Origin of the sequence: Deinococcus grandis (genome assembly GCF_001485435.1) — a bacterium.
Lineage (GTDB): Bacteria > Deinococcota > Deinococci > Deinococcales > Deinococcaceae > Deinococcus > Deinococcus grandis.
The window spans coordinates 1,307,147-1,329,311 of the sequence record NZ_BCMS01000001.1 but is presented as its reverse complement, the minus strand read 5'-3'; the positions used below and the strand labels follow the sequence as shown (position 1 = coordinate 1,329,311).

The window sequence follows — 22,165 nt, the reverse complement described above, 5'->3', positions numbered from 1 at the left end:
CTCATAAATCAGCGTGCGGGGCGTATAGAGACCGTATAGGCGCATACGGAGTGCCGGAAAGCAGATGAATTAAGGACGAATAAATAAAGGTAGGTTAAACTTGCCCTACCGATGAAAGCCACGCGCACCCTCCTGACCCTCCTGGCCCTGTGCGGAACCGCCACCGCCGCCTCCTACACCGTCAAACCCGGCGACTCCCTGTACTCCATCGCCAAGAAGGCCGGCGTGGACGCCCCCACCCTGATGAAACTGAACAAACTGCCCAGCACCACCATCCAGGTCGGGCAGACCCTCAACCTGGGCGGCACCCCCGCACCCGCCGCGCGCCCCCAGGCCGCCGCGCCCACCCAGGCCCCCCAGGGCGTCAGCATCCGCGCCGCCGCCACCCGCTACCTCGGCGCCCGCTACGTGCTCGGCGCGACCGGCGGCGGCGCCCTGGACTGCAGCAGCTACACCATGAGCGTCTTCCGCCAGCTGGGCATCAACCTGCCCCGCACCGCCGCGCAGCAGTGGCGGGTCGGCAGCGCCGTCAGCCGCCGCGACCTGCGCGCCGGGGACCTCGTGTTCTTCAACACCATGGGCCGCACCGCCAGCCACGTCGGCGTGTACCTCGGCGACGGCATGATGGCCAACGCCAACAGCTACCACGGCCGCACCATGATCGAACCCCTGTTCGGCAACCCCTACTGGGCCAACCGCTACGACGGCGCCCGCCGCGTCCTGAACTGACCGTCGCCGCAGCGCTTTCATCGGACCCCCGCCCCCACCAGGGCGGGGGCGCTGCTTTACCCCCTGCTTTACCCCCCTGTCACCAAGCCACCCAGCGCGGCCCCGCGCATGACAGTGTCCAGGTCCACCCACTGGCCAGCGGCACGTTCCCGGGACTTCACGGCCAGCCGCTGGTGCTGACGGCGCCTCGCCTCCGAGCACCGCTGTCAGCGTTCACCGGGCGAACTGAGCGTCACGAACGTCCCCGCCCCCTGATGCGCGGCCGTGAACAGCACCGTCTCGCCCGCGCGCGTCAGGACCGCCTCGACCTGAATACCGTCGTCCGGCAGGGCGTGCGCGACCGCGTACCCGCGCGCCGTCAGCAGGTCACGCACCAGCGCCGGGTCCCAGCGGGCCAGCGTGAACTGCTCCACGCGCGTCTGACCGCTGCGGACCTCGCGCCGCACGCCCTGCGAGGACGGGCACGACGGGGTCAGGTCCGCCGGGCGCTCCGCGACCCCCCACACCCGCGCCGGATCCGCGAAGCAGTACAGCTCCCCGCGCCAGCGTGCGCCGGACTGCCACCACACCACCCCCCCCAGCACGGCGAGAACGGCGAGGGTAACGGTCAGGATGGCAGGCGCACGCATGACCCGCAGGCTAGCGCCCCGCACGCCCCGCGACCCGGTGCTCCGGGGCCGGGCGGGTCAGGGCAGGGCCCACCATCAGCGCAGCGCTCAAGTCCAGGACCATCACGTCACCGAGGCGTCGCATGGACGCAACGTGTCGCCTGCCGGGGCGTCCGGACGTGCGGGGGTCTACTCGGCCTGTTCGGCTTCTTCCAGGGTGATGCCCAGCAGTCCGTCGACGTCCAGCAGGATGACCTGCTGGCCGTTGCTCTTGACCAGTCCGGCCTGCTGGAGGCGGCGCATGACGCGCGAGACGGTCTCGCGGCTGGACGAGATGCGGGCCATGATGTCCTGGGTGCTCAGGGGAAGCAGCTCGGGGTTGGACACGCCGGCGCGGACGCGCTGCTGGTAGAGGTTCGTGAACACGTGACTCAGGGCGGCTTCGGTGTTCAGGCCGAAGGCGATCAGTTCGTCGTTCAGGAACGTGACGCGCTGCACGAGCATGGCGCTGAGGTTCCACAGCACGTCGGGGTAGCGGCGCAGGATCTGCTGGAAGTGGGTGCGGTACAGCATCAGCGTGGTGACGTCGCTCAGGGCGCGGACGGTGGCGCTGCGTTCCCCGCCGCCGAGCACGGCGGTCTCGCCGACGACGGCCGGGGCGTACACGTCGCCCATGACGCGTTCGCGGCTGCCCAGGCTGACGCGGGACACGCGGACGACGCCGCGGGTGATCAGGTGCAGCGCCTCGCCCTCGGCGTCCTGTTCGAGGATGACCTGACCGGCGCGGAAGTGACGTTCGGTGGTCACCTGGGACGCTTCCAGCAGCGCCTCCTGGGGCACGTTCTGAAAGAGTGGTGAGCGCTTGAGATCGTCCTGCCGGGCCATGACCTGCCCATCCTAGCCTGACTTGGCACACGTGAACAGTCACCGCGCCGGGAGCACCGCCCGCCCGCCGGTCTCACGTCCACGGCGCGGCGGCCCAGCGCGCCGGGTCGGGCGTTCCGCTGTAGGATGCCCCGCGTGACCCGCTCGCCCGCCCCTGTCCCCACCGTCCCCCCGGCCCTGGAGGGCCGCGCGCTGGCGCAGGCGTTCGGCGCGCAGACCGTGCTGCGCGGCGTGAGCGTCGCGGTGCGGCCGGGCGAGGTGGTGGCCGTGACGGGACCGTCGGGCAGCGGCAAGAGTACGCTGCTGCACCTGCTGGGCGGCCTGGACACCCCGCAGGCGGGCGAGGTGCACTGGGCGGGCGAGCGGGTGGATTCGCTGGGCACGCAGCCGCGCGCGCAGCGCCGCGCCGCGCAGCTGGGGCTGGTGTTCCAGCATCACTACCTGCTGGAGGACCTGACGGTGCTGGACAACGTCCTGATTCCCACGCGGCTGTCCGGGCGGGGCGACGGGGTGCGGGCGCGGGAATTGCTGGCGCGGGTGGGTCTGTCGGGCCGCGAGGACGCGTACCCGGGCGTGCTCAGCGGCGGGGAGCGGCAGCGGGTGGCGGTGGCGCGGGCGCTGGCGGCGCGCCCGGCGGCGGTGCTGGCCGACGAACCGACCGGCAGTCTGGACCGCGCGAACGCGCAGGCGGTCGCGCAGCTGCTCGTGAGCCTCGCGCGGGAGGAGGGGGCGGGCGTGCTGCTCGTCACACACGACGACCGCCTGACCCGCTACGCGGACCGCACGCTGCACCTCCTCGACGGGCAGTTCACGGACGAGGCCCCGGACTTCGACTGACGGGGCCCGTGCCACGACAGACGGGGGCCGCCCGGCGGTGACACCGGGCGGCACTGGGCATGAGGATGGGCGGGTTATACGGACTCCGGTTGAAAGGTTTGCAAAATCTTTCAACCCGAGCGGATGCGAGAAGGAGCAAAGCGGGTTCCGGACGTGGAGCTGGCAATCCGGTGAAGTTCCGGATTGTCAGCGAAACAAACGGAGTTCGTATTACTGGCGGATGATCTGCGCGTCCTTGGGCAGCTGCCGGATGGCGGTCGCGGTGACGCCGCTGTTCACCTTGTAGCTGCTGACGGTCAGGTCCGCGATGGTCTTGCCGCCGCTGAGCAGCTGGATGCGGGTGGGGCGCCAGCCGGCCTCGGTAATCCACACGCGGCTGCTGTCGCTGCCGCCGGTCTTTGGCGTGGCTTCCAGCTGGTACACGCGCTTCCCGGCTGTGCCGGTCGTACCGAGCAGCTTGACGTTGTAGCGGGCGAGCATGCTGGCGGTGTTCGTCAGCTGCGTGAAGTCCAGGCCCAGTCCGGCCTGATCGGCGGCTTTCTGCGCGCTGGTCACGGTGATCTGGTTGGTGAGGTACATGTACTGGCGGATCTCGGTCTTGTCGGCGACGATCACGTTGTCGGCCAGCGCGTCGGGCGCCATGAACTGCACCCGGGCGAGGCTCTGCGCGGGGATGGCCTTGACGGTCAGGTCGATCTTCTGCGCGGCGCTGTCGAAGCTGGCGTTGCCGCTGAGGCGGAAGGAGACGTCCTTGGCGGCCTTCTGCGCGGCGTCCACCTTGTTCACGATGTCCTGCGCGGACTGCGCGCCCGCGACGCTCAGGAGGCCCGCGAGGAGGGTCAGGGTCAGGCGTTTGCTCATGCGTGGCAGTATCCCGCGCGCCCTCATGAGAAGGGAAGCGGGCGCCTGACGGAAGGTTTAACCTCGCGCCAGGACGGGATTTATCATCACAATCCGGTCGGCACGGCGCGGGGTGATGCGGGGGAACCCTGAACCGCACCGGCCCCACCTCCCGCCCGACCTGAATCCCGCCGTCAGGGGCGGCCGAGGTCGAAGCTGTACCCCACCTTCACGCCGAAGCCCAGCGCGCCGTCCCCACCCCGGCCGCCCGCCACGTCCACGGTCACGCGGCCGCTCCCGGCAGGCACGCTGGCGTTCACGCCCGCCCGCAGGGGCGACGCGGCCACCCGCCAGGGTTCGTACGTGGCGTAGGCGCGCAGCAGGCTGCCCTCGCCGAGCAGGTCCGGCGCGGCGACACTGCCGCCCACACCCCAGGTGGTCTGCGCGGCCAGGGTGCTGGGGCGACTGCGCCAGCCGCTCACGCCCGCCAGCGCGTCGAGGTTCAACGTCACGCCCGCCGGGGTCGCGTACCCCACGCCGCCCGTGACGGCCAGCAGGTCCGGGCCGCCGCGCACGCCCGCGCGCCACGTGACGGTGCCGGTCACCTCGGTCTCCGGGTCGGGCATGGGGGCGGGGTCACTGCCGTCCCCGGCGTCCTCCGGCACGTCCGCTGGGTCGGGCGGCACCACGCGCGTCAGGGCGCGGCGGCCCTCCACGCCCAGCGTCCCGTGCACCTGCGGGCCGAACTCGCCGCCCAGCACCGCCACGAGATCCCGGTTCACGCGGTACCGGACCGCCAGGTCCGCGTTCCAGCCGCGCACTCGCAGGTCGGTGGGCGCCTCGGCGTACGCGGCGAGCGGGTCACTGCCCGTCGCGGGCAGCGTGAACACCGCCCCCCCGCCACTGACCGCGACCGGTCCGGCGCTGCCACTCGCGCGGCTGCTCAGGCGGTACTCACGGTTCAGCGTGACGGTCAGGTCCGTGCGGGCCGACACGGTCGCCAGGGGCGGCAGGCTCAGCCCGCGGCGGTACCCGACGCTCAGGGCGCGGGAGGACACCGCGGCGCTCAGGGTGCCGCCCGACACGCTCAGGTCATCCACGCCGACCTGCCCCCACAGCGGGTACGTCCAGGGTCCGGTGGGGGCCGTGTACGCCACGCCGAAGTTCACGCTGGCGGCGTGCGCGGGAGCGGCAGCGAGCAGCAGGCCACCCAGCAGGGCGGCGCACAGTGGGACGCGCAGGTGGACGCGCGGGGGAACTCGGAGCGGCATACTGGGCAGCGTAGCAGACGCCCCGCCCCGCGCCGCGCGCCTTCACCGGTCAGTTTCGCGTGAGGCGCGCGCGGTACGCTGCGCCACATGCGACCCCTCCCTGCCCTGACGGCCGTCCTGCCCGCCCTGCTCCTGGGGGCCTGCGCGCCCCTGCAACAGATCGCACTGGTCCCGCAGGTGGAGGTGCAGGGCGTGCGCCTGACCAGCCTGACCCTGCCGGGGGGCTTCGGGCGGGCGCCCGTCGCGAACCTGACCCTGAACCTGCGCGTCACGAACCCCAACCCGCTGCCGCTGCGCGTCGCGAATCTGGCAGGGTCCCTGATCATCGACGGGGCGAACGTCGGGGACGTGACCTTCCCGAACGTCGCCCTGCCCGCACGCGGCAGCGCCGAGCAGCTCGCGCAGGTCAGCGTGCCCGTCACGCTGAACACCGCCGCGTCGTTCCTGAAGGTCGCGCGCGGGCAGCTGGTCACGTACCGCGTGGACGGCGGCTTCACCGCCGATTTCGGCCCGCTGGGCCTGCAGCAGTTCGGGCCGTTCACGCTGTCGCAGGGGCAGTGGAAGCAGGACCCGATCATCCCGTTCTGAGTGGAAGGGCCCCTGATACGGGATTAATTTGACTTGCTTGCACCATGATCGCGTTCCGTTGTCCCCTCTCCCCTTGTGGGAGAGGGAGGGAGGAGCGAAGCGACGGAAGGGTGAGGGGGGCACCGGGCGACTCCGAATGATGTGGAATCACTTGAATCCTGTATGAGCTCTGGACTCCGGGTTCCGAGCGCAGCGGGCGCGTGCCTCCTCGCCGCTCAGCACTCACGGCTCAGGGCCCCTCATCTCCGCGCTACGCTGCGGGCGTGACCGACGCCACCTCTGCCCTTCCGGACCCGCAGCGCGCCTGGGCGTTCCGACCGGCCTCTCCCCTGCCCGGCGCGCCGGATGGACCGCTGGGCGGTCTGACATTCAGCGTGAAGGACCTGTTCGGCGTGGCGGGGTGGCCGCTGCGGGCGAGTACCCGCGCGCCGGTGCCGGACCCCGGCGTGAGCCCGCTGGTGACGCGGCTGCTGGCGCTGGGCGCGTCGGCGGTCGGGAAGACGCACCTGCACGAGATCGCGCTGGGCATCACGGGCGTCAACGGCTTCGGCGGAACGGAGCACCCCACGCTGCCGGGGCGGGTGCCGGGCGGGAGCAGCAGCGGCGCGGCGGTCAGCGTGGCGCTGGAGCAGGTGGACTTCGCGCTGGGGACGGACACGGGCGGCAGCATCCGCGTGCCCGCCGCGTGGTGCGGCGTGGTGGGCTTCAAACCCACGAAGGGGCACCCGGCGTGGCCGACGGGCGGCGTGCTGCCGCTGTCCGTGACGTGTGATCACGCGGGGCCGCTCGCGCGGGACGTGGTGACCGTCACGCGCGTCCACGAGGCCCTGACCGGGCAGGCGGTGCCGGAGGTGGCCCTGGGTGGGCTGCGGGTGGGCCTGTGGCTGCCGGAGGGCTGGGTCACGGCGGACGTCCGCGCCGCGCTGCTGGACGTGGCCGACACCCTGACCTGCGAGGGCGCGACCGTGCAGCCCGTGGACTTCCCCGAGGTGCTGGACGCGTACTCCCCGATCGTGCTGAGCGAGGCGGCGCACGTTCACCGCGATGCGCTGCGCCACGACGACCCGGGCTTCCTGCCGTTCACGCTGGCGTCCCTGCGGCAGGGCGCGGCCCTGACCACCGCAGAGGTGCAGGCCGCCCACGACCGCCGCGCCGCGTACCGCACGCAGCTGGACGACCTGCTGACCCGCTTCGACCTCATCCTCGCCCCGGCGGTGCCCACCCCGCCCCCCGCGCAGGGCCAGGACGAGGTGCTCCTGCCGGACGGCCCCACCCCGCTGCGCCGCGCGGTGCTGCGCCTCACCGCGCCGTTCAGCCTGCTGGGCGCGCCCGTGGTGGCCCTGCCGACCCTCACCGCGTTCGTGGGCTCGCAGCTGATCGCCCCTCATGGACAGGACGACCGCCTGCTGGGACTGGCCCGCGCGCTGGACCGTACCCTGTACCGCGAATGAAGGCTCTGACGCTCCTCCCTGTCCTGACGCTGCTCGCGGCGTGCGCGCCCACCACGCAGACCCAGCCCACCTACACCTACGAGGGCGAGGCCCGCTTCCTGCTGATCCCGCAGAAATTGCGCGTCACGTACACCGTGAACCCAGGCACGCACGAGGTCCGAGGCGAGTACCGCAACCTCAGCAGTCGTGACACCTTCACGCTGACCGGTACGCAACTGACTGGCCCGGACGGCGAGACGCTCACCGCGAAGATCGACCCGGGCGACACCCCACGCCTGAACGCCAGCCTGCTGGGCTTCGGGATCAGCAACGTGCCCCTGAAGGCCAGCGGCACCCTGTCCGCCACCCTCACCGCCACCCTCCTGCACGGCACGCTGCGCGTCAACGGCCTCAGCTACCCCGTCACCCTGAACCGCGTACGCTGAGCCTGTCAGCCCCGCTTCATGAGCCGCGCGTACCCTGCCCCACATGCGCTCTCTCCCGCACGTCCGCCCCGCGCTGACCGCCGCGCTGCTCCTGCTGCCGCCCGCCCTGAGCGGCTGCGCGTGGGGCGCGTACTTCCCCGCCATCACGCCGCTGGAACGGCAGGTCAGCGGCGTGTACGAGGGCGAAGGCAACGGCCCCACCGGACGCGTCCCGTACCGGCTGACGCTGGGCCTCGTGGAACGCGACGGACGTGCCAGCGGCAGCCTCGTGAACCTGGAGAGCCGCAAGGTGTACGCCGGGAGCGGCAGCTTCAAGCGGCTCGTGGACGGCACCGAGATCACCCTGCAGCTGTTCGAGAACGGCGCGCACCGCGCGAACCTGTACGTCGTCCGGCGCGACACCGACGGAACAGTCAGTCTGGACGGGCACCTGCGGACCGTCCTGCTGGGCCGCGAGGCCCTCAGCTATGGCGTCAGCCTGCGCCCCGTGCCCGCGCAGCCCTGACCCTGCCTACCGGTTGAACGGCTTCTCCTGAACGAGGTTGAACCCACGGGACTTGAGCGGAGCCGGACTGTACTGGGTGAACATCCGGTCCTCCCGCAGCGTCTGGAGGCCCGTACGGAGGCTGAGCCCCACGTGCACCGTGATCAGCGCCGTGAGCAGCCACGGCAGCACGCGCCGCCACACCGGACGCGGCGCCCACGGAGCCGCCGCCACCGCACCCCCGGTGAACGCGGCCAGCAGCCGCCGCGCGTCCAACGCCAGGAGCAGCAGCGCCGCCAGCAGCAGGTGACCGCTGAACAGTTTCACCGGCACGTCGTAGAAGAGGTTCAGCGCGAACACGTTCGTCATGGTGACCGCCGCGACCAGCGCCCCCGCCGTCACGGTGCGGCGGTGCAGGAGCAGCAGCGCTGGCAGCACCTCGGCCACGCCCGCCACGAGCTGATACCCGGGACTGGCCGCCATGAACCGCCACAGCAGCCCCATCGGACTGGACTCGCCGTACGTGCCCGCCATCTGCCAGCTGTTCAGCAGTCCGAACTGTGAAAATGCGAACTTGCTCAGGCCGTACACGGTCAGCCACCAGATCAGCACCGCCCGCAGGAACGTCCGCAGCGCCGCCCGCTGGCCTGCCGTGGGCGCCGTCCGCTGCCGCGCGGCCCAGACCAGCCCGGCGGCCACCGCCAGCAGCAGCAGGCACAGCGTCCACGCCCAGTCGAACGCCGTGTCCCCACTGCCCGTCGGTTGGGGAATGGGCGGCACCGGCGCCTGAAACACCGCGCGGCTGACCAAGTCCGCGAGCCGCCGTAAGGCGGGCAGACCTTCCAGATGCAGGATCGGTTGCGTACCGACACCCAGCGACAGGAACGCGTACGACGCGGGGAAGGTGAACATCAGCCGCCGCCAGAACGGACTGGCCGTCAGGGTGGGTTCGGCGGGGGCAGCGTTGAGGCTGGTCACGCCTCCAGTGTGCCTCGCACCGCGTCGGCACGGGACCGCACCTGCCGCGCCTCCTCCCCGACCCGCTAGAATCCCTGTCGCTGCTCCTGCCTGCGCGGGGGCGTGGGGAAGGCCCCGGAATCCATCCGTCAGGCTGAGAGGAGAGTCACACATGAAGGCAATGATCGTCACCTACGGGTGTCAGATGAACGAGTACGACACGCATCTGGTGCAGTCGCAACTCGTGAGTTTCGGGGCGGACATCGTGGACAGCGTGGACGTGGCCGATTTCGTGCTGCTGAACACCTGCGCCATTCGCGGGAAACCGGTCGAGAAGGTCCGCAGTCTGCTGGGCGACCTGCGCAAGATCAAGGCCCGCCGCCCCCTGGTGATCGGCATGATGGGCTGCCTGGCGCAATTGGAGGAAGGGCAGCAGATGGCGCGCAAATTCGGCGTGGACATCCTGCTGGGGCCGGGCAGTCTGCTGGATATCGGGAAGGCGCTGGAAAGCAACGAGCGTTTCTGGGGTCTGGCGTTCCGGGATGAGCTGCACGATCACGTGCCGCCTGCGCCGGCGGGGCAGTTGCAGGCGCACCTGACGATCATGCGGGGGTGTGATCATCACTGCACGTACTGCATCGTCCCGACGACGCGCGGGCCGCAGGTGAGCCGCCACCCGGACGACATCCTGCGTGAACTGGATTCCCTGCTGGTGGCGGGGGTGCAGGAGGTGACGCTGCTGGGGCAGAACGTGAACGCGTACGGCGTGGATCAGGGCGCGCGGGTGGGCGGGTACCCGAGTTTCGCGAACCTGCTGCGGCTGGTGGGACGCAGTGGGGTGCGGCGCGTGAAGTTCACGACGAGTCACCCGATGAACTTCACGGAGGACGTCGCGGCGGCCATGGCCGAGACCCCGGCGATCTGCGAGTACGTGCACCTGCCGGTGCAGAGTGGCAGCAACCGGGTGCTGCGCCGCATGGCGCGCGAGTACACCCGGGAGGATTACCTGCGGCACGTGGCGGACATCCGCAAGCACCTGCCGCACGCGGTCCTGGCGACGGACATCATCGTGGGATTCCCCGGCGAGACCGAGGAGGACTTCCAGGAGACGCTGAGCCTGTACGACGAGGTGGGCTTCGACAGTGCGTACATGTTCGCGTACTCGCCCCGCCCCGGCACGCCCAGCTACAAGCACTTCGACGACCTGCCGCGCGAGGTGAAGACCGAGCGGCTGGAGCGGCTGATCGCACGGCAGAAGGAGTGGAGCGCCCGGAAGAACGCCGCGAAGGTCGGCACCATCCAGGAGTTGCTGCTGCGCGGCGAGGCGCACGACTCGGGCTTCCTGGAGGGGCACACGCGCGGCAACCACCCGACGGTGGTGCCCAAGGCGGTCGGCGTGACCGGCCCCGGCGTGCACCTGGCGCGGATCGAGCACGCCACGCCGCACATGATGTACGCGACACTCGTGGATTCGGCCGGGAACGCCCTGCCGGAACTGCCGAAGCTGAACCCGGAGGCCGCCGCGCTGACCTCGCCCCTGGCGATGGCCTGACCGCTTCCCACTGGACCGCGCCGCTTCCGCCTGTGCCGGGGGCGGCGCTCACGGTTCAGGGCGCGCCCGCCAGACGCTTCTCAGGGAACCATCATCTTAACGAGCGGTTCAGGCGCGAAAGTGAACCGCATGAACAAAGTGATCCTCGCCGCGCTCGCCACCCCCGTCATCCTCGCCTCCTGCGGCACCGCGCTGGGCGGCAGTGACGGCAGCGAGAAAATCCTGAGCGTCACCACCAGCCACACCAGCGCCGGCGCGCCCGTCCTGTGCAACAGCGTGAACGGCGCCGACACCGGCACGCAGATCACCATCGCCCTCGCGGCCGCCGGGACCCTCCAGAACGTCAAGGTGAACCTCACCGACGCCGCCGGGAAGACCGTCGGCACCACCGACGTGTCCGGCAGCACCCTCCTGAAAGGCGACAAGGACGGCGAGTACAAACTGCCCGTCACCCGCCGCGCCAACGAGAGCCTCACCGTGAACAGCGCCGTCACCAGCCCCGCCGCCGTCACCGTCAGCGGCAGCCCCGTCGCCACGCTGAAGGCCGACATCGTCATCAACCGCAGCCGCAGCAGCGTGAAACTGGCCAGCACGGTCGCGCTGCCCGTGTACGCCAGCTGCACGAAGTAAACCCCCCACTCTGCCCTGGCCCCCGCCCCGCGCGGGGGTTTTGCCTTCCCGACCCGCACGATACGGATTCCGTTTGTTTCGTTGACAGATCGGAACACCACCGATCTGCCAACTCCACGCCCGGAATCCGTGTTTCTCCTGCTCGCTCCGCTCGGGTTGAAAGTTTTTGCAAACCTTTCAATCGGAGTCCGTATCTTTCCCGTTAACGTTCCCTTAGTCACGTTCGGTTCAGATGGGCTCCGCAGGCGACCGAGCGTCGTCCCGCCGGAGGTTCCACCCATGAAACGACGCACCCTGATGTCCCTGACCGCCGCGCTCGGCGCGGCCCTGAGTTTCTCCCTGATGCACGCCAGTGCGGGCAGTGCCGGGGCGCCCGCCACCGCCACGGCGACGGCCAGCACCGACGCGCAGACGCAGAAGATCGTGACGGCCGCCAACGCGTTCCTGGGGACCCTGAACGCCACGCAGCGCAGGAGCGTGTCGTTCGCGTTTACGGACAGCGCGCAGCGTCAGCGCTGGTCGAACTTCCCCACCGGGATCTTCCAGCGGGCCGGACTGCGCTGGGCTGATTTGAACGCCGCGCAGCGGGCGGCGCTGACTACCCTGCTGGGCGCCGTGCTGTCCCCGGACGGCCTGAAGATGGTGCAGCAGCAGATGGCCGCCGATGACGTCCTGAAAGCCGAGAGTGCCAGTGGCACGCAGAGCGGCGCACCCCAAGGTCAGACGGGCCAGGCGCCCACCGGCCAGGCCCAGCGCCCGGCGGGTGGTACGCCTCCCGGTGGACAGGCGGGCGGCCCTGGCGGTTCCCTCATCTTCGGCAGTGACGAGTACTACGTGTCGTTCCTGGGTACGCCCAGCACGACCGGCGCGTGGACGCTGCAGTTCGGCGGGCATCACCTGGCGATCAACGCGACCGTCGCCGGGAAGCACGTCACGCTGTCCCCCAGCCTGACGGGCGGGCAGCCCATCCGCAGCACGGTCGGCGGGAAGACGACCACCGTGATCGAGAAGGTCCCGCAGGAGATCAAGGACGCGGGCGCCCTGCTGGGCAGCCTGAGCGCCGCGCAGAAGGCCAGGGCGATCGTCAGCACCCAGAGCATCGACCTCGTGCTCGGGCCGGGGCAGGACGGGAAAACTCTGCAACCCGAGGGCCTGAGCGCCGCCGCGATGACGGCCGCGCAGCAGGCGGCGCTGCTGAAGCTCATTCAGGACCGGCTGGGCATCCTGAACGCCGACGACCTGAACGCGAAGATGACGGAGATCCGCCGGAACCTCGCGAAGACGACGTTCGCGTGGTACGGCCCCACGAACGGCTCGGCGGCGTACTACCGCGTGACCGCGCCTACCGCGATCATCGAGTTCTCCCCGCAGAGCATGGGCGGGGACGCCACGAACCACCTCCACAACATGTACCGCGACCCCAGCAACGACTACGGCGCGGCCTGGACGAAGTGACATGAGGTGGCGCCCTGTACCGCTGCTGCTGGCCCTGCTGGGCGCCGCCTCCGCCCACCCGGTGGACGAGGTGGTGCAGGGCGCGTACCTGACCCTGACGCCGGCGGGCGTGGAACTGGAGCTGGACATCACGCCCGGCAGCGCCGTCGCCGCGAGCGTCACCGGCAGCCTGGACGCCGACCACAACGGGCGGGTCACGACCGCCGAGGCCCGCGCGTACGCCACGCGGGTGCTGGCCGCGCAGACCCTGACACTGGACGGCACCCGCGCCCGCTGGACGCTGCGGGACGTGCAGGTGCCGCCCCTGGCGAACCTGAAGCTGGGCAGCGACACCCTGAAGATCCTCGCCTTCGCCCCCAGGGTGCAGCGGGCCGGGCCGCACACCCTGACGTACACGAACGCGTACCGCCCCGCGAAGACGCAGCGCGTGGCGAACATCTTCCTGAAACCCGGCGGCCCCCTGACCGACCGGGTAACCGGCCAGACCCGCAGCGCCGACCTGACCCGCCTCACCGTGCAGTTCACCACCGGGCGGCCATGAGGGGCGCCCTGCGCCAGCTGGGGCTGCGCCGCCTGCTCGTGACCCTTCTCGCCCTGAGCGGCGCGGCAGGCGCGCACAGCCTCACGTTCAGTCAGGTGGATGTGCACCTGCACTCGGACGCCACGCAGTTGACCGTCACGCTGCCCACCGCCGCCCTGACGCACGACCCAGGAGCACTGCCCGGCGGGACGACCACCACCAGCCTCAAAGCGACGCCCCTCCCCACCCCCGTCACGCAGGCCCTGACACGACTCGTCACGGCGCGCCTGCACGTCCGGGCCGCCGCGGGCACTCTCCCCCTGACCGTCACCGCCGTCCGCGCCGCCGGGGAGAACGTCACGGTCACCCTCACCGCCCCCACCGCGCGCGGTACCGTCACCGTGCAGAGCACCCTCTTCCCCGACGACACCCTGCACAAGACCTTCCTGAACCTGTACCGCGACCAGACCCTCGCCGGGCAGTACGCCCTGGACCGCACCCAGACGACCGCCACACTGGACGCCCCGCGCGAGGCCACCACGCAGGTCATCCTGACCTTCATCCGCGAAGGCGTGCGGCACATCTTCATCGGGCCGGACCACATCCTGTTCGTGCTGGCTCTCGTGCTGCTCGGCGGACGCCCACGCACACAGGTGAAGATCATCACGGCGTTCACCGCCGCGCACAGCGTCACCCTGGCCCTCGCCACGCTGAACGTCGTGCAGCTCCCCGACCGGCTGGTGGAGAGCGTCATCGCCCTGAGCATCGTCGTGGTCGGCCTGCACGACCTGCGCGCCCTGCACAACCCCAACCGCACCGCCCGCGACCCGCGCACCGCCCTGGCCTTCGCGTTCGGCCTGATCCACGGCTTCGGGTTCGCCAGCGTCCTGCGCGAACAGGCCCTCCCCCCGGACGCTGCCGTGTGGTCCCTGGCCGCATTCAACATCGGCGTGGAGGCCGGTCAGCTGTGCATCCTGCTCGCCACGGCCGCCACCCTGACCCTCCTGCGCCGGACTGGACCCCGCGTCACCCGCGCCGGCCTGCGCGTCACCGCCACCGCCATCACCGCGACAGGCGGCGTATGGTTCCTGCAACGCCTGCTGACCTGAGAGGAAAACAGGGCCGTTCCTTCATTTCTGCAGGGAAGTTCAAGCGGGCCGTCATGTGCGGACGCCCGTGAGGCGACACAGTGACCGGCCACTCGGGAATCTCTGCATGTCATGCGGGGATTTCTTCATTTTTCATGTCGCTTCAGGTGACCATCACAAGAGAGTCAGGTTCGACAGGCAGAGTGAGAGGCATGATAAAGATTGTCCTAGCGGCAGTGGGTCTGACTGGTCTTCTGGCAAGTTGTGGCGGCACGCTAATTGTCCAGCCCTCAGATCCGGTGCGGAATCTTCAACTGAACGCCTATCAGAGCCAGTACACGCTCCCGACGGCCTACACCGATACGGCGACTGGTACCACATACCCTAAGGGAACGTCCATTATCTGTGACAACCTGACCACGCGCCTCAGCGTCGAACTGACTTGGGACGGAACGATTAGCATGGTCGGCGCCCGTCTGGTTGGCCGTGACACGGGCTCCACGCGCACGGTGTACTCCTCAGACTTCGGTGACCTGTACTCGGCCCGCCCCACTAGCGTCGAATTCGTGGTGGGCCCGAACACCGCTCCCCTCAGCGTGGAAAGCAAGCGCCTGAGCAGCCAGGATATCGTCGTGACGCCCGTGAACACGTTCACGGTCAAGGGGGCGACCTTCGTGGATCTCCAGGCGCAATCGTCGGACGGCACGAAATCCAACGTGGTTCAGAGCGTTCAGGCGCTGCCTGTCGCCGACTGCACCCTCTGATCGAACCCCCACAGAAAAGCGCCGCCCCAGGCTACCGGGGCGGCGCGTTGCTGTGGGGGTTCAGGTCAGGGGGGTGAGGCCCGCTTCGATCTGCGCGCGGTGCGGTTCGAGGAACGGGGCGAGGATCAGGGTTTCGCCCAGGTGGTCGGGGTGTTCGTCGACGGCGAAGCCGGGGCCGTCGGTGGCGAGTTCGATCAGGATGCCCTGCGGTTCGCGGTAGTAGATGCTCTGGAACCAGTGGCGGTCGACCTCGCCGCTGGTGCGCAGGCCCAGGCTGCTCAGGTGGGTGTTCCAGTCGTGGTACTGGTCGTCGTGGACGCGCAGGGCGATGTGGTGGACGCCGCCCGCGCCGGGCCGGGCGGGGGGCAGAGTGGGGTCGATGCGCAGGTGCAGTTCGGCGTGCGGTCCGCCGTCATTCATGGCGTACACGTGGATGGTGCGCGTGGGCTGTTCGGGGTCGGGGTACGTACCGGCGGGACTGAGGTGGTAGGCGCGTTCGAGGACGCGGGTGGTGGGGAACAGGTTCGGGAGGGTCAGTTCGCTGGGGCCCAGGCCGAGGATCTGTTTGTCTGCGGGGACGGGGCTGGCGTCCCAGGGGGTGCCGTCGGGGCCGCCCTCGACGAGGCTGAGGCGCTGGCCTTCGGGGTCGCTGAAGTCCAGGTGGGGGCGGCCGTGGCGGGTCACGCTGGTGACGGGGGTGCCGCTGGCGGTCAGGTGGGCCTGCCACCAGTCGAGGGTGCCGGTGGGGACACGCAGGCTGGTGCGGCTGACGCTGTGGTTGCCGGGTTGTTCGCGGGGGACGTCCCACTGGAAGAAGGTGAGGTCGCTGCCGGGGGTGCCGTCGCGGTCGGCATAGAAGAGGTGGTAGGCGGTGACGTCGTCCTGGTTGACGGTTTTCTTCACGAGGCGCAGCCCGAGGGTCTGGGTGTAGTACCGGAGGTTGGCGCGGGCGTCGGCGGTGACGGCGGTGACGTGGTGCAGGCCGTGCGGGGTGAGGGGCGTGGTGGTCATGCCCACACTTTAATTCGTTTGATGTTAAGTGATTGTGACGAGCCGACAGCCGCAGCACCCCCACCCAGCGAGGCCGTCCAGCCCGGCGCGTGCCGGAATGCCCCGCTCACCGCGGTATCCAGTTGCATCGAAGGGCCACCACCTCGAACTCCGATGCCCCTGAATCCTGCGGTCAGACCGGCGTGGTCAGCGCGTCCCGCACGGCCTGCGCGAACAGGTCCGGGCGCGGCGTGCTCCCCTGCGCGAGCTCCGGGCGGCCCCCGCCCTTGCCGCCACTGGCGGTCAGGGCCGCCCGCAGGAGCGTCCCCGCGTTCAGGTCGGGGTGGGCGCTGCCGATGCCCACGCGGCCCTCCCCGGTCACGGCGGCGACCACCTCGCCCGCCGGGAGGTCCGTCAGAGCCGCCAGCAGACCCGCCGGGTCCGGCAGCGTGACCACACGCAGCGTCACGTCCCCGAGCGTCTCGCCGGGCGCGGCGTCCCGCAGCGTGCGGGCGTGCGTGGCGTGCAGGGCGTCCAGTTGCGCGGCCAGCGCGGCGCGTTCGGCCGTCAGGGCCTCGACCCGTTCGGGCAGGCGCTCGACCGGCACGCTGAACCCCTGCGCGAGACGCCGGGCGTCGGCGTACACGCCGCCCAGGTACGCGCTGGCCTCCTCGCCCGCCATGAAGGTCACGCGGGTCACGCCGCCCTTGATGCGCTCGGTGCGCAGGATTACGACCGGGGCGGCCATGCTGGCGCGCGGGACGTGCGTGCCCCCGCAGGCGCTCACGTCGAACGGCGTGCCGTCCGCGCGGCGGTAGATGACCAGCCGCGTGTCGCCCCGCACCTTCGACTCGCGCCGCAGCGGGTAGCGGGGCAGCTCGGCCTCGGGCACGACCGGGGTGTCCAGGGTCAGTTCGTCACGGCCCAGCGTCTCGCGCAGCAGCGTCTCGGCGGCCCGCACGTGCGACTCGGCCGGGTCGCCGCTCAGGTCGATGGTGCACTCGGGGGCGTTCATGTTCACGGCCACCACCTCGAACACCGGGTTCACCTGCACGAACGCCTGGGCGAGCAGGTGCTCGGCGCTGTGGCGCTGCATGTGCCGCCAGCGGCGATCCCGGTCCACCTCGCCCTGCACGGCCTGCCCGACCGGCGGGAGCGTGCCGTCCAGCGCGTGCCAGATCAGCCCGGTGGCCTTGTCGCGGCGGCTGCCGGTCACGCGGGCCTCACCACCGTCCCAGCGGAGCGTGCCCGTGTCGGCCGCCTGCCCACCGGCGTCCGGGTACAGGGCGGTGGCGTCCAGCGCGACCTCCTCCCCGTGCGCGTGCGTGACGGTGCCGGTGAAGGTCATCAGGGTGCTGTCGTGGTACAGGAGGCGGGTCATGCCGCCCAGGGTAGCGTCCCCTTCCCGGCCGCCGCGGGCCGCCAGCGGTGAGGGGCCCTTCACGGCGCACTTAACCGTAGGGGCGGGCCCGGCCCCTACACTGGGCGCTCCAATCGGAGGCCCGTGGGCTTCCGGCCGCAGGAGGAAGCATGTCACGGTCTGGAGTACTGATGCTGGGGACGGTCGCCGCCATCGCCGCGCTGTTCGCACTGGGCAGCGCCCTGGGGTGGCCCACCCCGTCCGTGCTGGGCGGCGCGGTCGCCCTGCTGCTGCTGGGCGTGGCGCTCGCCGTGACGCGCCTGCGGCGCCGGACGGGCCGGCCCACCGAATCGTCCGGACGCTGAGCCGGCACAGCAGGCAGCGCCCCGGCCTGACTGGCCGGGGCGCTGCCTGCTGCCGGGGAGGGTTGATCACCTTCCCCGGCAGGGATTCAGAGTTCCACGTGGGCGGGCTGGGCGCGTTCGCCCTTGGCGCGGCGGGGAATTTCCAGGTTCGGCATCATCAGCGTGGCCAGGAAGGCCAGCGCGGCGACGACGATCGAGTAGCGGTAGATCGAGCTGATGGTGTCCGCGAAGGCGACCTTGGCGGCGCGGGCGCTGGCGAGCGTGATCTTCTCGCCGTCGTTCACGCCGCTGAGGGCCGCGCTGAGGGCCTGCTGGGTGGCCTGCTGTTCGGCCTGGGCTTCACCCTGGTCGAGGCCCTGTTTGATCCCGGCGAGGATCTGCGTGCGGGCCTGCGGGCTGGCCAGGGCGGGCGCGGGGATCGTCGCGAGGTTGTCGCGCAGCGCCTGCGGCAGCTGGGTGTTGCCGGCCAGGGCCTGCACCTGCGCGGCGTCGCCGCTGTTCACGGCCTGCTCGACCGTGGCGTAGGTCTGCGCGAAGCCGGCCTTCACCTGGGCGGGCACGCCCCCCTCGGGGATGCCGGTCAGCTGCGTGCGGGCGTTCTCGGGCAGGGTCTTGATGAACGGGTCGTTCTTCACGGCCGTCAGAGCCTGCTGGTCGCCGGTCTGGATGGCTTTCGTGAGGTTCTCGCGCAGCGCGGCGAAGCGCGCCTTGACGTCCTCGGGTTTCTCGGGGGTGGCGTTGCGGTCACCGGTGGGTGCGTTGCCGCTCCTGATGTCGTCGCTGATCTTCTGGAGGGTGGTGGCGACGGTGCCCTGGTTGCTGGCGGCCTGCGCGGCGAACTGCGTGGCGAGGTTGCTGCTCACCCCGGCGGTCAGGATGGCGCCGAAGATGGCGGTACCGATGGTGCTGCCCATCTGCTGGAAGAACTGCCCGGCGCTGGTCGCCACGCCGATCTCCCAGGGCTTGACGGCCAGCTGCAGGGCGGTGGTGTACAGCGGCAGGGCGGGGCCCAGGCCCAGGCCCAGCAGCACCATGCGGAACACGACGCTGTTATAGCTGCTGTCGGCATTCAGGGTGCTCAGCGCGAAGAAGCCCAGCCCGGCGGTGATCAGGCCGATCAGCATCAGGGGCTTGTAGCGGCCCATGCGGCTGGCGATCTGGCCGCTGCCGATCGCGCCGATGATCAGGCCGACGGTCAGGGGGATGGTGGCGGTCCCGGCGGCGGTGGCGCTGACGCCCTGCACCTGCACGAGGTACAGGCTGAGGAACAGGATCGCGCCCAGGAACCCGGCGCCGATCATGAAGCGCGCCAGGGCCCCCCAGGCGAAGGTGGGGTTCCTGAACAGCGTCAGGGGCAGGATGGGGCTCTCGTGGCGGCTCTCGACGAACAGGAACGCAATCAGGCTGGCGGCGCTCAGGCCGAACAGGCCCAGGATCTGCGGGCTGGTCCAGGCGTAGTTGCCGTCGGCGCCCCAGGTGAGGGCCAGCAGCAGCGGCACGGCGAACACCAGGATCAGGAAGGCACCCAGCCAGTCCACGCGGGCTTTCAGGCCGCTGGCGAGGCGGGGCATCTTGCTGGCGATGAACGCCAGGGCGATGACACCGATGGGCAGGTTCACGTAGAACACCCAGCGCCACGACACCTGGTCGGTCAGGAAGCCGCCCAGCAGCGGCCCGATGACGCTGCTCAGGCCGAACACGGCGCCGAACAGGCCCTGGTAGCGGGGGCGGTCGACGGGTTCGAACAGGTCGGCGATGATCGCGAACGCGACCGAGCCGAGCGCGGCGGCGCCGACGCCCTGCAGGCCACGGAACACGACGAGCTGCATCATGCCGCCGCCGAACAGGTTGCCCAGGAAGGGTTCACCGGCGAGGCCGCACAGGGCGCTGCCGATCAGGAAGATCACGATGCCGATCATCAGGATGGGTTTGCGGCCGTACAGGTCGGACAGTTTCCCGTAGATGGGGACGAGCGCGGTGTTCGTCAGGAGGTAGGCGGTGGTGACCCAGGAGTACAGGCTCAGGCCGTTGAGTTCCTGGGTGATGCGCGGCAGGGCGGTGGACACGATGGTCTGGTCCAGCGCGCTGAGGAACAGGCCCAGCAGCACGCCGAAGAGGATCAGACGTTTGGTGGGCAGGTCGAGGGTCTTGGCGTAGTCGATGCGCCCTTCGGGTTCGGTCGTGTGTGCGCTCATGGGTGCTCCTGGCAGGAGTAGGTGGGTTCGAGTTCGTCCAGCACGCGCTGGAGGTGGAGGGTGGCGGCCTGCACGGTGTCCAGTTGCAGGGCCTGGAAGGCGGTGACGTAGGCGCGGACGAATTCGCTGTCCATGCGGCCCACGATGTCGCGCCCGGCGTCGGTGAGGTCCACAAGTTTCTCGCGGCGGTTCTCGGGGTTCTCGGTGCGCTGCGCGAGGCCGCGTTTCACGAGCCGTTCGACGAGGTGACTGGCGGCCGGGACGCTCAGGCGGGTCAGTTCGCTGAGTTGCGTGACGGTCATGGGCGCGCGGGCGCGCAGCTGGTGCATGGCGGTGATCTGCGAGAAGCTCAGGTCCCATTCGAGCAGTTCGTCCTGCATGCCGCGCATGACGCGGCTGCTGATCAGGCGGTGCAGGCGTTTCATGGTCTTCCCGAAGCTTTCGGCGGCCTGGACGTGTTCGGGACTGAGGATCAGCGGATCGGGATCGGGGGGTGGTTGTTCTGGAGGCGACATGGTTCGAAGTGTGAAACAGTCTTACACCCAAGAAGGTGAAGTGCCCCACATCTTTCGAAGGTTCGTCCATTCGGCCTATCCGATACGGGATTCAATCGACTGGCCTGCAACGTGTTCTCGTTCCGTTGTCCCCTGTCTCCCTGAGGGATAGGGAGGGAATAAGCGACGGATGGGTGAGGGGCCACCGGGCGACTCCGAAGGACCTGAAATCACCTGAATCCCGTATGACCAGTGGTGCGGACAGGGTCATCACTTCAGGGCAGACCAACGATGAACACGCCGTGTTTCCCCCTCCCCCTTGAGGGGGGAGGCTGGGAGGGGGTGAGCAGGACGGCGTCACAGAAGACGTTTTCCATGCTTGTCCCTTCTGGTGCCTGAACAGTGTCCGCACCATTGATGACTTCCTCGACAGGCACGCAACGGCAGAGGCGGCCCGCCTCCGGACCGCCCCTCTCCCCCTCCCTGTCAGCTTGGCTTCAACGCGTTCCAGGCGGCCTGTACCGCCGCGCCACGCTCGAACGGCACGCCCAGCGCGCTGAAGGCGTCCTCCAGAATCCCGGCGATCGCCAGCGCGTCGTATCGGTCCGCGTAGCCCATGGTGCTCACGCGGAACACCGTGTCCTCGTGCGGCGCCTGGCCGGGCAGGGCGCGCTGGCCCATCGCGGCCAGCTGGGCGGCCACCTGCCGCCCGGTGATCCCGGCGGGCGGCGTGAGGACGGCCACCGCGGGGCTGGTGCGCGGCGCCCAGGCAGGCGCGCCCAGCGCGGTCCCGGCGGCGATCAGCGCGTCGGTCTTGCGGCGCTGCTCGGCCCACAGGACCTCCAGCGGCACGCTCAGCAGGCGGTCCAGCGCCGTGCTCAGGGCGTAGATCAGGTTGATGGCGGGGGTCTGCGGGGTGTTCCCGGCCTTCTGCCCGGCCAGTTCACGGGTCATGTCCAGGTAGAAGCCGCGTTCCGGGTTCTGGATCATGCGGGCCTGCACCTCCGGGCTGAACAGCACGAAGCCCAGTCCGGGGGGGGTGGCGGTGCCCTTCTGGCTGCCCGACACGATGACGTCCACGCCCCACGCGGCGGGGCGCAGTTCCGCCACGCCGTAGGAGGTGATGCCGTCGGCGATGATGATCAGGTCCGGGTTCTGCGCCTTCGCGGCCCGCGCGATGGCTTCGAGGTCGTGCAGGGCGCCGGTGCTCGTCTCGCTGTGCGTGATGAGCAGGGTGTGCGCGTCGCGCGAGGCGTCGGCGACCTCCTGCGGGTCGAGGACCTCACCCCAGGGTTTCGATACGAGGGTAGTGTCGTACCCGAAGCGGCGGGCCATCTCTCCCCAGCGTTCGCTGAACTTCCCGGCCTGGGCGTTCACGACCTTCGCGCCGCCGGGCGTGGTGCTGACCAGCGCACCCTCGAACGCACCGGTACCGCTGCTCGTGGTGATGACGGCGTCGTAGGGGTCGCCCAGCAGCCGCGTGAGCTTCTCGCGGGCTTCCATCAGCTTGGCGATCCCGGCCTGCGCGCGGTGATGCATCTGCGGCTGGGCCAGTTCCGCCAGGACGTTCGGCGCGACCTCGACGGGACCGGGCGCGATCAGGCGTTCGCGGTTCAGGGGCGTGAAGTCCGGACGGGCAGCGTCGCTCATGTGCTGCATCTTAGGCGGGCGGCCGGG

Annotated in this window: 23 protein-coding genes; 13 read left to right on the top strand and 10 right to left on the bottom strand. The window is 70.4% G+C overall.

All coding sequences use genetic code 11. The features are described 5' to 3' along the window. Positions 1-111: 111 nt before the first annotated feature. Positions 112-729, top strand: coding sequence for a C40 family peptidase (locus DEIGR_RS06610; protein WP_058976253.1), 618 nt, complete (start codon positions 112-114; stop codon positions 727-729). Between the two features lie 206 nt (positions 730-935). Here the strand turns inward: DEIGR_RS06610 and DEIGR_RS06605 are convergent, their stop codons facing one another. Together DEIGR_RS06605 and DEIGR_RS06600 are read right to left on the bottom strand one after the other, a co-directional pair. Further along, positions 936-1,358 (bottom strand): hypothetical protein, encoded by a 423-nt coding sequence (locus DEIGR_RS06605; RefSeq protein ID WP_058976252.1) that lies wholly within the window; start codon positions 1,356-1,358, stop codon positions 936-938. A 168-nt stretch (positions 1,359-1,526) separates the two neighbouring features. Further along, positions 1,527-2,222 (bottom strand): Crp/Fnr family transcriptional regulator, encoded by a 696-nt coding sequence (locus DEIGR_RS06600; RefSeq protein ID WP_058976251.1) that lies wholly within the window; start codon positions 2,220-2,222, stop codon positions 1,527-1,529. 126 nt (positions 2,223-2,348) lie between these two features. Here DEIGR_RS06600 and DEIGR_RS06595 point away from each other — a divergent pair, with 126 nt between their 5' ends. Beyond that, a complete protein-coding gene (locus tag DEIGR_RS06595; protein WP_058976250.1) occupies positions 2,349-3,059 on the top strand; it encodes an ABC transporter ATP-binding protein in 711 nt (236 codons plus the stop codon). A gap of 210 nt (positions 3,060-3,269) precedes the next feature. On the opposite strand, the gene DEIGR_RS06590 is transcribed toward DEIGR_RS06595, so the two are convergent. Further along, the gene (locus DEIGR_RS06590; RefSeq protein ID WP_058976249.1) at positions 3,270-3,920 is read right to left on the bottom strand and encodes an outer membrane lipoprotein carrier protein LolA; all 651 of its coding nucleotides are present in this window, start codon (positions 3,918-3,920) and stop codon (positions 3,270-3,272) included. 173 nt (positions 3,921-4,093) lie between these two features. Then, positions 4,094-5,170, bottom strand: coding sequence for a hypothetical protein (locus DEIGR_RS06585; protein WP_236704680.1), 1,077 nt, complete (start codon positions 5,168-5,170; stop codon positions 4,094-4,096). A gap of 87 nt (positions 5,171-5,257) precedes the next feature. On the opposite strand from DEIGR_RS06585, the gene DEIGR_RS06580 reads away from it, so the two are divergent. The 4 genes from DEIGR_RS06580 to DEIGR_RS06565 all read left to right on the top strand — a co-directional run bounded on the left by DEIGR_RS06580 (position 5,258) and on the right by DEIGR_RS06565 (position 8,139). Beyond that, entirely contained in the window at positions 5,258-5,758 is a 501-nt protein-coding gene (locus DEIGR_RS06580; RefSeq protein ID WP_046842761.1) for an LEA type 2 family protein, read from the top strand. A 263-nt stretch (positions 5,759-6,021) separates the two neighbouring features. After that, positions 6,022-7,209, top strand: a complete 1,188-nt coding sequence (locus tag DEIGR_RS06575) for an amidase (RefSeq protein ID WP_058976248.1) — start codon at positions 6,022-6,024, stop codon at positions 7,207-7,209. Further along, on the top strand, positions 7,206-7,634 hold the full coding sequence (locus DEIGR_RS06570; protein WP_058976247.1) for a hypothetical protein: 429 nt from the start codon (positions 7,206-7,208) through the stop codon (positions 7,632-7,634). Before DEIGR_RS06575 ends, DEIGR_RS06570 begins: the two co-directional genes overlap by 4 nt. A gap of 43 nt (positions 7,635-7,677) precedes the next feature. Continuing rightward, the gene (locus tag DEIGR_RS06565) at positions 7,678-8,139 is read left to right on the top strand and encodes a hypothetical protein (protein WP_058976246.1); all 462 of its coding nucleotides are present in this window, start codon (positions 7,678-7,680) and stop codon (positions 8,137-8,139) included. 6 nt (positions 8,140-8,145) lie between these two features. Here DEIGR_RS06565 and DEIGR_RS06560 read toward each other — a convergent pair whose 3' ends face one another. Next, the gene (locus DEIGR_RS06560; RefSeq protein WP_058976245.1) at positions 8,146-9,096 is read right to left on the bottom strand and encodes a hypothetical protein; all 951 of its coding nucleotides are present in this window, start codon (positions 9,094-9,096) and stop codon (positions 8,146-8,148) included. Between the two features lie 151 nt (positions 9,097-9,247). Between DEIGR_RS06560 and miaB the strand changes: the two genes are divergently transcribed. From miaB to DEIGR_RS06530, 6 genes are all read left to right on the top strand, one after another. After that, positions 9,248-10,627, top strand: coding sequence for a tRNA (N6-isopentenyl adenosine(37)-C2)-methylthiotransferase MiaB (miaB, locus tag DEIGR_RS06555; RefSeq protein WP_058976244.1), 1,380 nt, complete (start codon positions 9,248-9,250; stop codon positions 10,625-10,627). Positions 10,628-10,756: 129 nt separating this feature from the next. Then, positions 10,757-11,257, top strand: coding sequence for a hypothetical protein (locus DEIGR_RS06550; RefSeq protein ID WP_153013660.1), 501 nt, complete (start codon positions 10,757-10,759; stop codon positions 11,255-11,257). A gap of 279 nt (positions 11,258-11,536) precedes the next feature. Continuing rightward, positions 11,537-12,712, top strand: coding sequence for a DUF3500 domain-containing protein (locus tag DEIGR_RS06545; protein WP_058976242.1), 1,176 nt, complete (start codon positions 11,537-11,539; stop codon positions 12,710-12,712). Position 12,713: 1 nt separating this feature from the next. Next, positions 12,714-13,253, top strand: a complete 540-nt coding sequence (locus DEIGR_RS06540) for a hypothetical protein (protein WP_058976241.1) — start codon at positions 12,714-12,716, stop codon at positions 13,251-13,253. Continuing rightward, positions 13,250-14,341, top strand: coding sequence for a HupE/UreJ family protein (locus DEIGR_RS06535; RefSeq protein ID WP_058976240.1), 1,092 nt, complete (start codon positions 13,250-13,252; stop codon positions 14,339-14,341). Before DEIGR_RS06540 ends, DEIGR_RS06535 begins: the two co-directional genes overlap by 4 nt. A 440-nt stretch (positions 14,342-14,781) precedes the next feature. Then, positions 14,782-15,084: a hypothetical protein gene (locus tag DEIGR_RS06530; protein WP_058976239.1), complete on the top strand. Its 303-nt coding sequence runs from the start codon at positions 14,782-14,784 to the stop codon at positions 15,082-15,084. 60 nt (positions 15,085-15,144) lie between these two features. Here DEIGR_RS06530 and DEIGR_RS06525 read toward each other — a convergent pair whose 3' ends face one another. Continuing rightward, a complete protein-coding gene (locus tag DEIGR_RS06525) occupies positions 15,145-16,095 on the bottom strand; it encodes a ring-cleaving dioxygenase (RefSeq protein ID WP_058976238.1) in 951 nt (316 codons plus the stop codon). Between the two features lie 172 nt (positions 16,096-16,267). Next, entirely contained in the window at positions 16,268-17,455 is a 1,188-nt protein-coding gene (locus tag DEIGR_RS06520; RefSeq protein WP_058976237.1) for an alanyl-tRNA editing protein, read from the bottom strand. 149 nt (positions 17,456-17,604) lie between these two features. Between DEIGR_RS06520 and DEIGR_RS20320 the strand changes: the two genes are divergently transcribed. Continuing rightward, the gene (locus DEIGR_RS20320; protein WP_153013659.1) at positions 17,605-17,799 is read left to right on the top strand and encodes a hypothetical protein; all 195 of its coding nucleotides are present in this window, start codon (positions 17,605-17,607) and stop codon (positions 17,797-17,799) included. Between the two features lie 86 nt (positions 17,800-17,885). On the opposite strand, the gene DEIGR_RS06515 is transcribed toward DEIGR_RS20320, so the two are convergent. From DEIGR_RS06515 to DEIGR_RS06505, 3 genes are all read right to left on the bottom strand, one after another. Further along, a complete protein-coding gene (locus tag DEIGR_RS06515; protein ID WP_058976236.1) occupies positions 17,886-19,994 on the bottom strand; it encodes an MDR family MFS transporter in 2,109 nt (702 codons plus the stop codon). Then, positions 19,991-20,509: a MarR family winged helix-turn-helix transcriptional regulator gene (locus tag DEIGR_RS06510; RefSeq protein WP_058976235.1), complete on the bottom strand. Its 519-nt coding sequence runs from the start codon at positions 20,507-20,509 to the stop codon at positions 19,991-19,993. Before DEIGR_RS06510 ends, DEIGR_RS06515 begins: the two co-directional genes overlap by 4 nt. A gap of 465 nt (positions 20,510-20,974) precedes the next feature. After that, on the bottom strand, positions 20,975-22,138 hold the full coding sequence (locus DEIGR_RS06505) for an aminotransferase class V-fold PLP-dependent enzyme (protein WP_058976234.1): 1,164 nt from the start codon (positions 22,136-22,138) through the stop codon (positions 20,975-20,977). Positions 22,139-22,165 lie beyond the last annotated feature (27 nt).

Coding starts and splice junctions, on each gene's coding strand:
- DEIGR_RS06610 (WP_058976253.1), top strand. CDS start 112: ATGAAAGCCACGCGCACCCTCCTGACCCTCCTGGCCCTGTGCGGAACC.
- DEIGR_RS06605 (WP_058976252.1), bottom strand. CDS start 1,358: ATGCGTGCGCCTGCCATCCTGACCGTTACCCTCGCCGTTCTCGCCGTG.
- DEIGR_RS06600 (WP_058976251.1), bottom strand. CDS start 2,222: ATGGCCCGGCAGGACGATCTCAAGCGCTCACCACTCTTTCAGAACGTG.
- DEIGR_RS06595 (WP_058976250.1), top strand. CDS start 2,349: ATGCCCCGCGTGACCCGCTCGCCCGCCCCTGTCCCCACCGTCCCCCCG.
- DEIGR_RS06590 (WP_058976249.1), bottom strand. CDS start 3,920: ATGAGCAAACGCCTGACCCTGACCCTCCTCGCGGGCCTCCTGAGCGTC.
- DEIGR_RS06585 (WP_236704680.1), bottom strand. CDS start 5,170: ATGCCGCTCCGAGTTCCCCCGCGCGTCCACCTGCGCGTCCCACTGTGC.
- DEIGR_RS06580 (WP_046842761.1), top strand. CDS start 5,258: ATGCGACCCCTCCCTGCCCTGACGGCCGTCCTGCCCGCCCTGCTCCTG.
- DEIGR_RS06570 (WP_058976247.1), top strand. CDS start 7,206: ATGAAGGCTCTGACGCTCCTCCCTGTCCTGACGCTGCTCGCGGCGTGC.
- DEIGR_RS06565 (WP_058976246.1), top strand. CDS start 7,678: ATGCGCTCTCTCCCGCACGTCCGCCCCGCGCTGACCGCCGCGCTGCTC.
- miaB (WP_058976244.1), top strand. CDS start 9,248: ATGAAGGCAATGATCGTCACCTACGGGTGTCAGATGAACGAGTACGAC.
- DEIGR_RS06550 (WP_153013660.1), top strand. CDS start 10,757: ATGAACAAAGTGATCCTCGCCGCGCTCGCCACCCCCGTCATCCTCGCC.
- DEIGR_RS06545 (WP_058976242.1), top strand. CDS start 11,537: ATGAAACGACGCACCCTGATGTCCCTGACCGCCGCGCTCGGCGCGGCC.
- DEIGR_RS06540 (WP_058976241.1), top strand. CDS start 12,714: ATGAGGTGGCGCCCTGTACCGCTGCTGCTGGCCCTGCTGGGCGCCGCC.
- DEIGR_RS06535 (WP_058976240.1), top strand. CDS start 13,250: ATGAGGGGCGCCCTGCGCCAGCTGGGGCTGCGCCGCCTGCTCGTGACC.
- DEIGR_RS06530 (WP_058976239.1), top strand. CDS start 14,782: ATGGTCGGCGCCCGTCTGGTTGGCCGTGACACGGGCTCCACGCGCACG.
- DEIGR_RS06525 (WP_058976238.1), bottom strand. CDS start 16,095: ATGACCACCACGCCCCTCACCCCGCACGGCCTGCACCACGTCACCGCC.
- DEIGR_RS06520 (WP_058976237.1), bottom strand. CDS start 17,455: ATGACCCGCCTCCTGTACCACGACAGCACCCTGATGACCTTCACCGGC.
- DEIGR_RS20320 (WP_153013659.1), top strand. CDS start 17,605: ATGTCACGGTCTGGAGTACTGATGCTGGGGACGGTCGCCGCCATCGCC.
- DEIGR_RS06515 (WP_058976236.1), bottom strand. CDS start 19,994: ATGAGCGCACACACGACCGAACCCGAAGGGCGCATCGACTACGCCAAG.
- DEIGR_RS06510 (WP_058976235.1), bottom strand. CDS start 20,509: ATGTCGCCTCCAGAACAACCACCCCCCGATCCCGATCCGCTGATCCTC.
- DEIGR_RS06505 (WP_058976234.1), bottom strand. CDS start 22,138: ATGAGCGACGCTGCCCGTCCGGACTTCACGCCCCTGAACCGCGAACGC.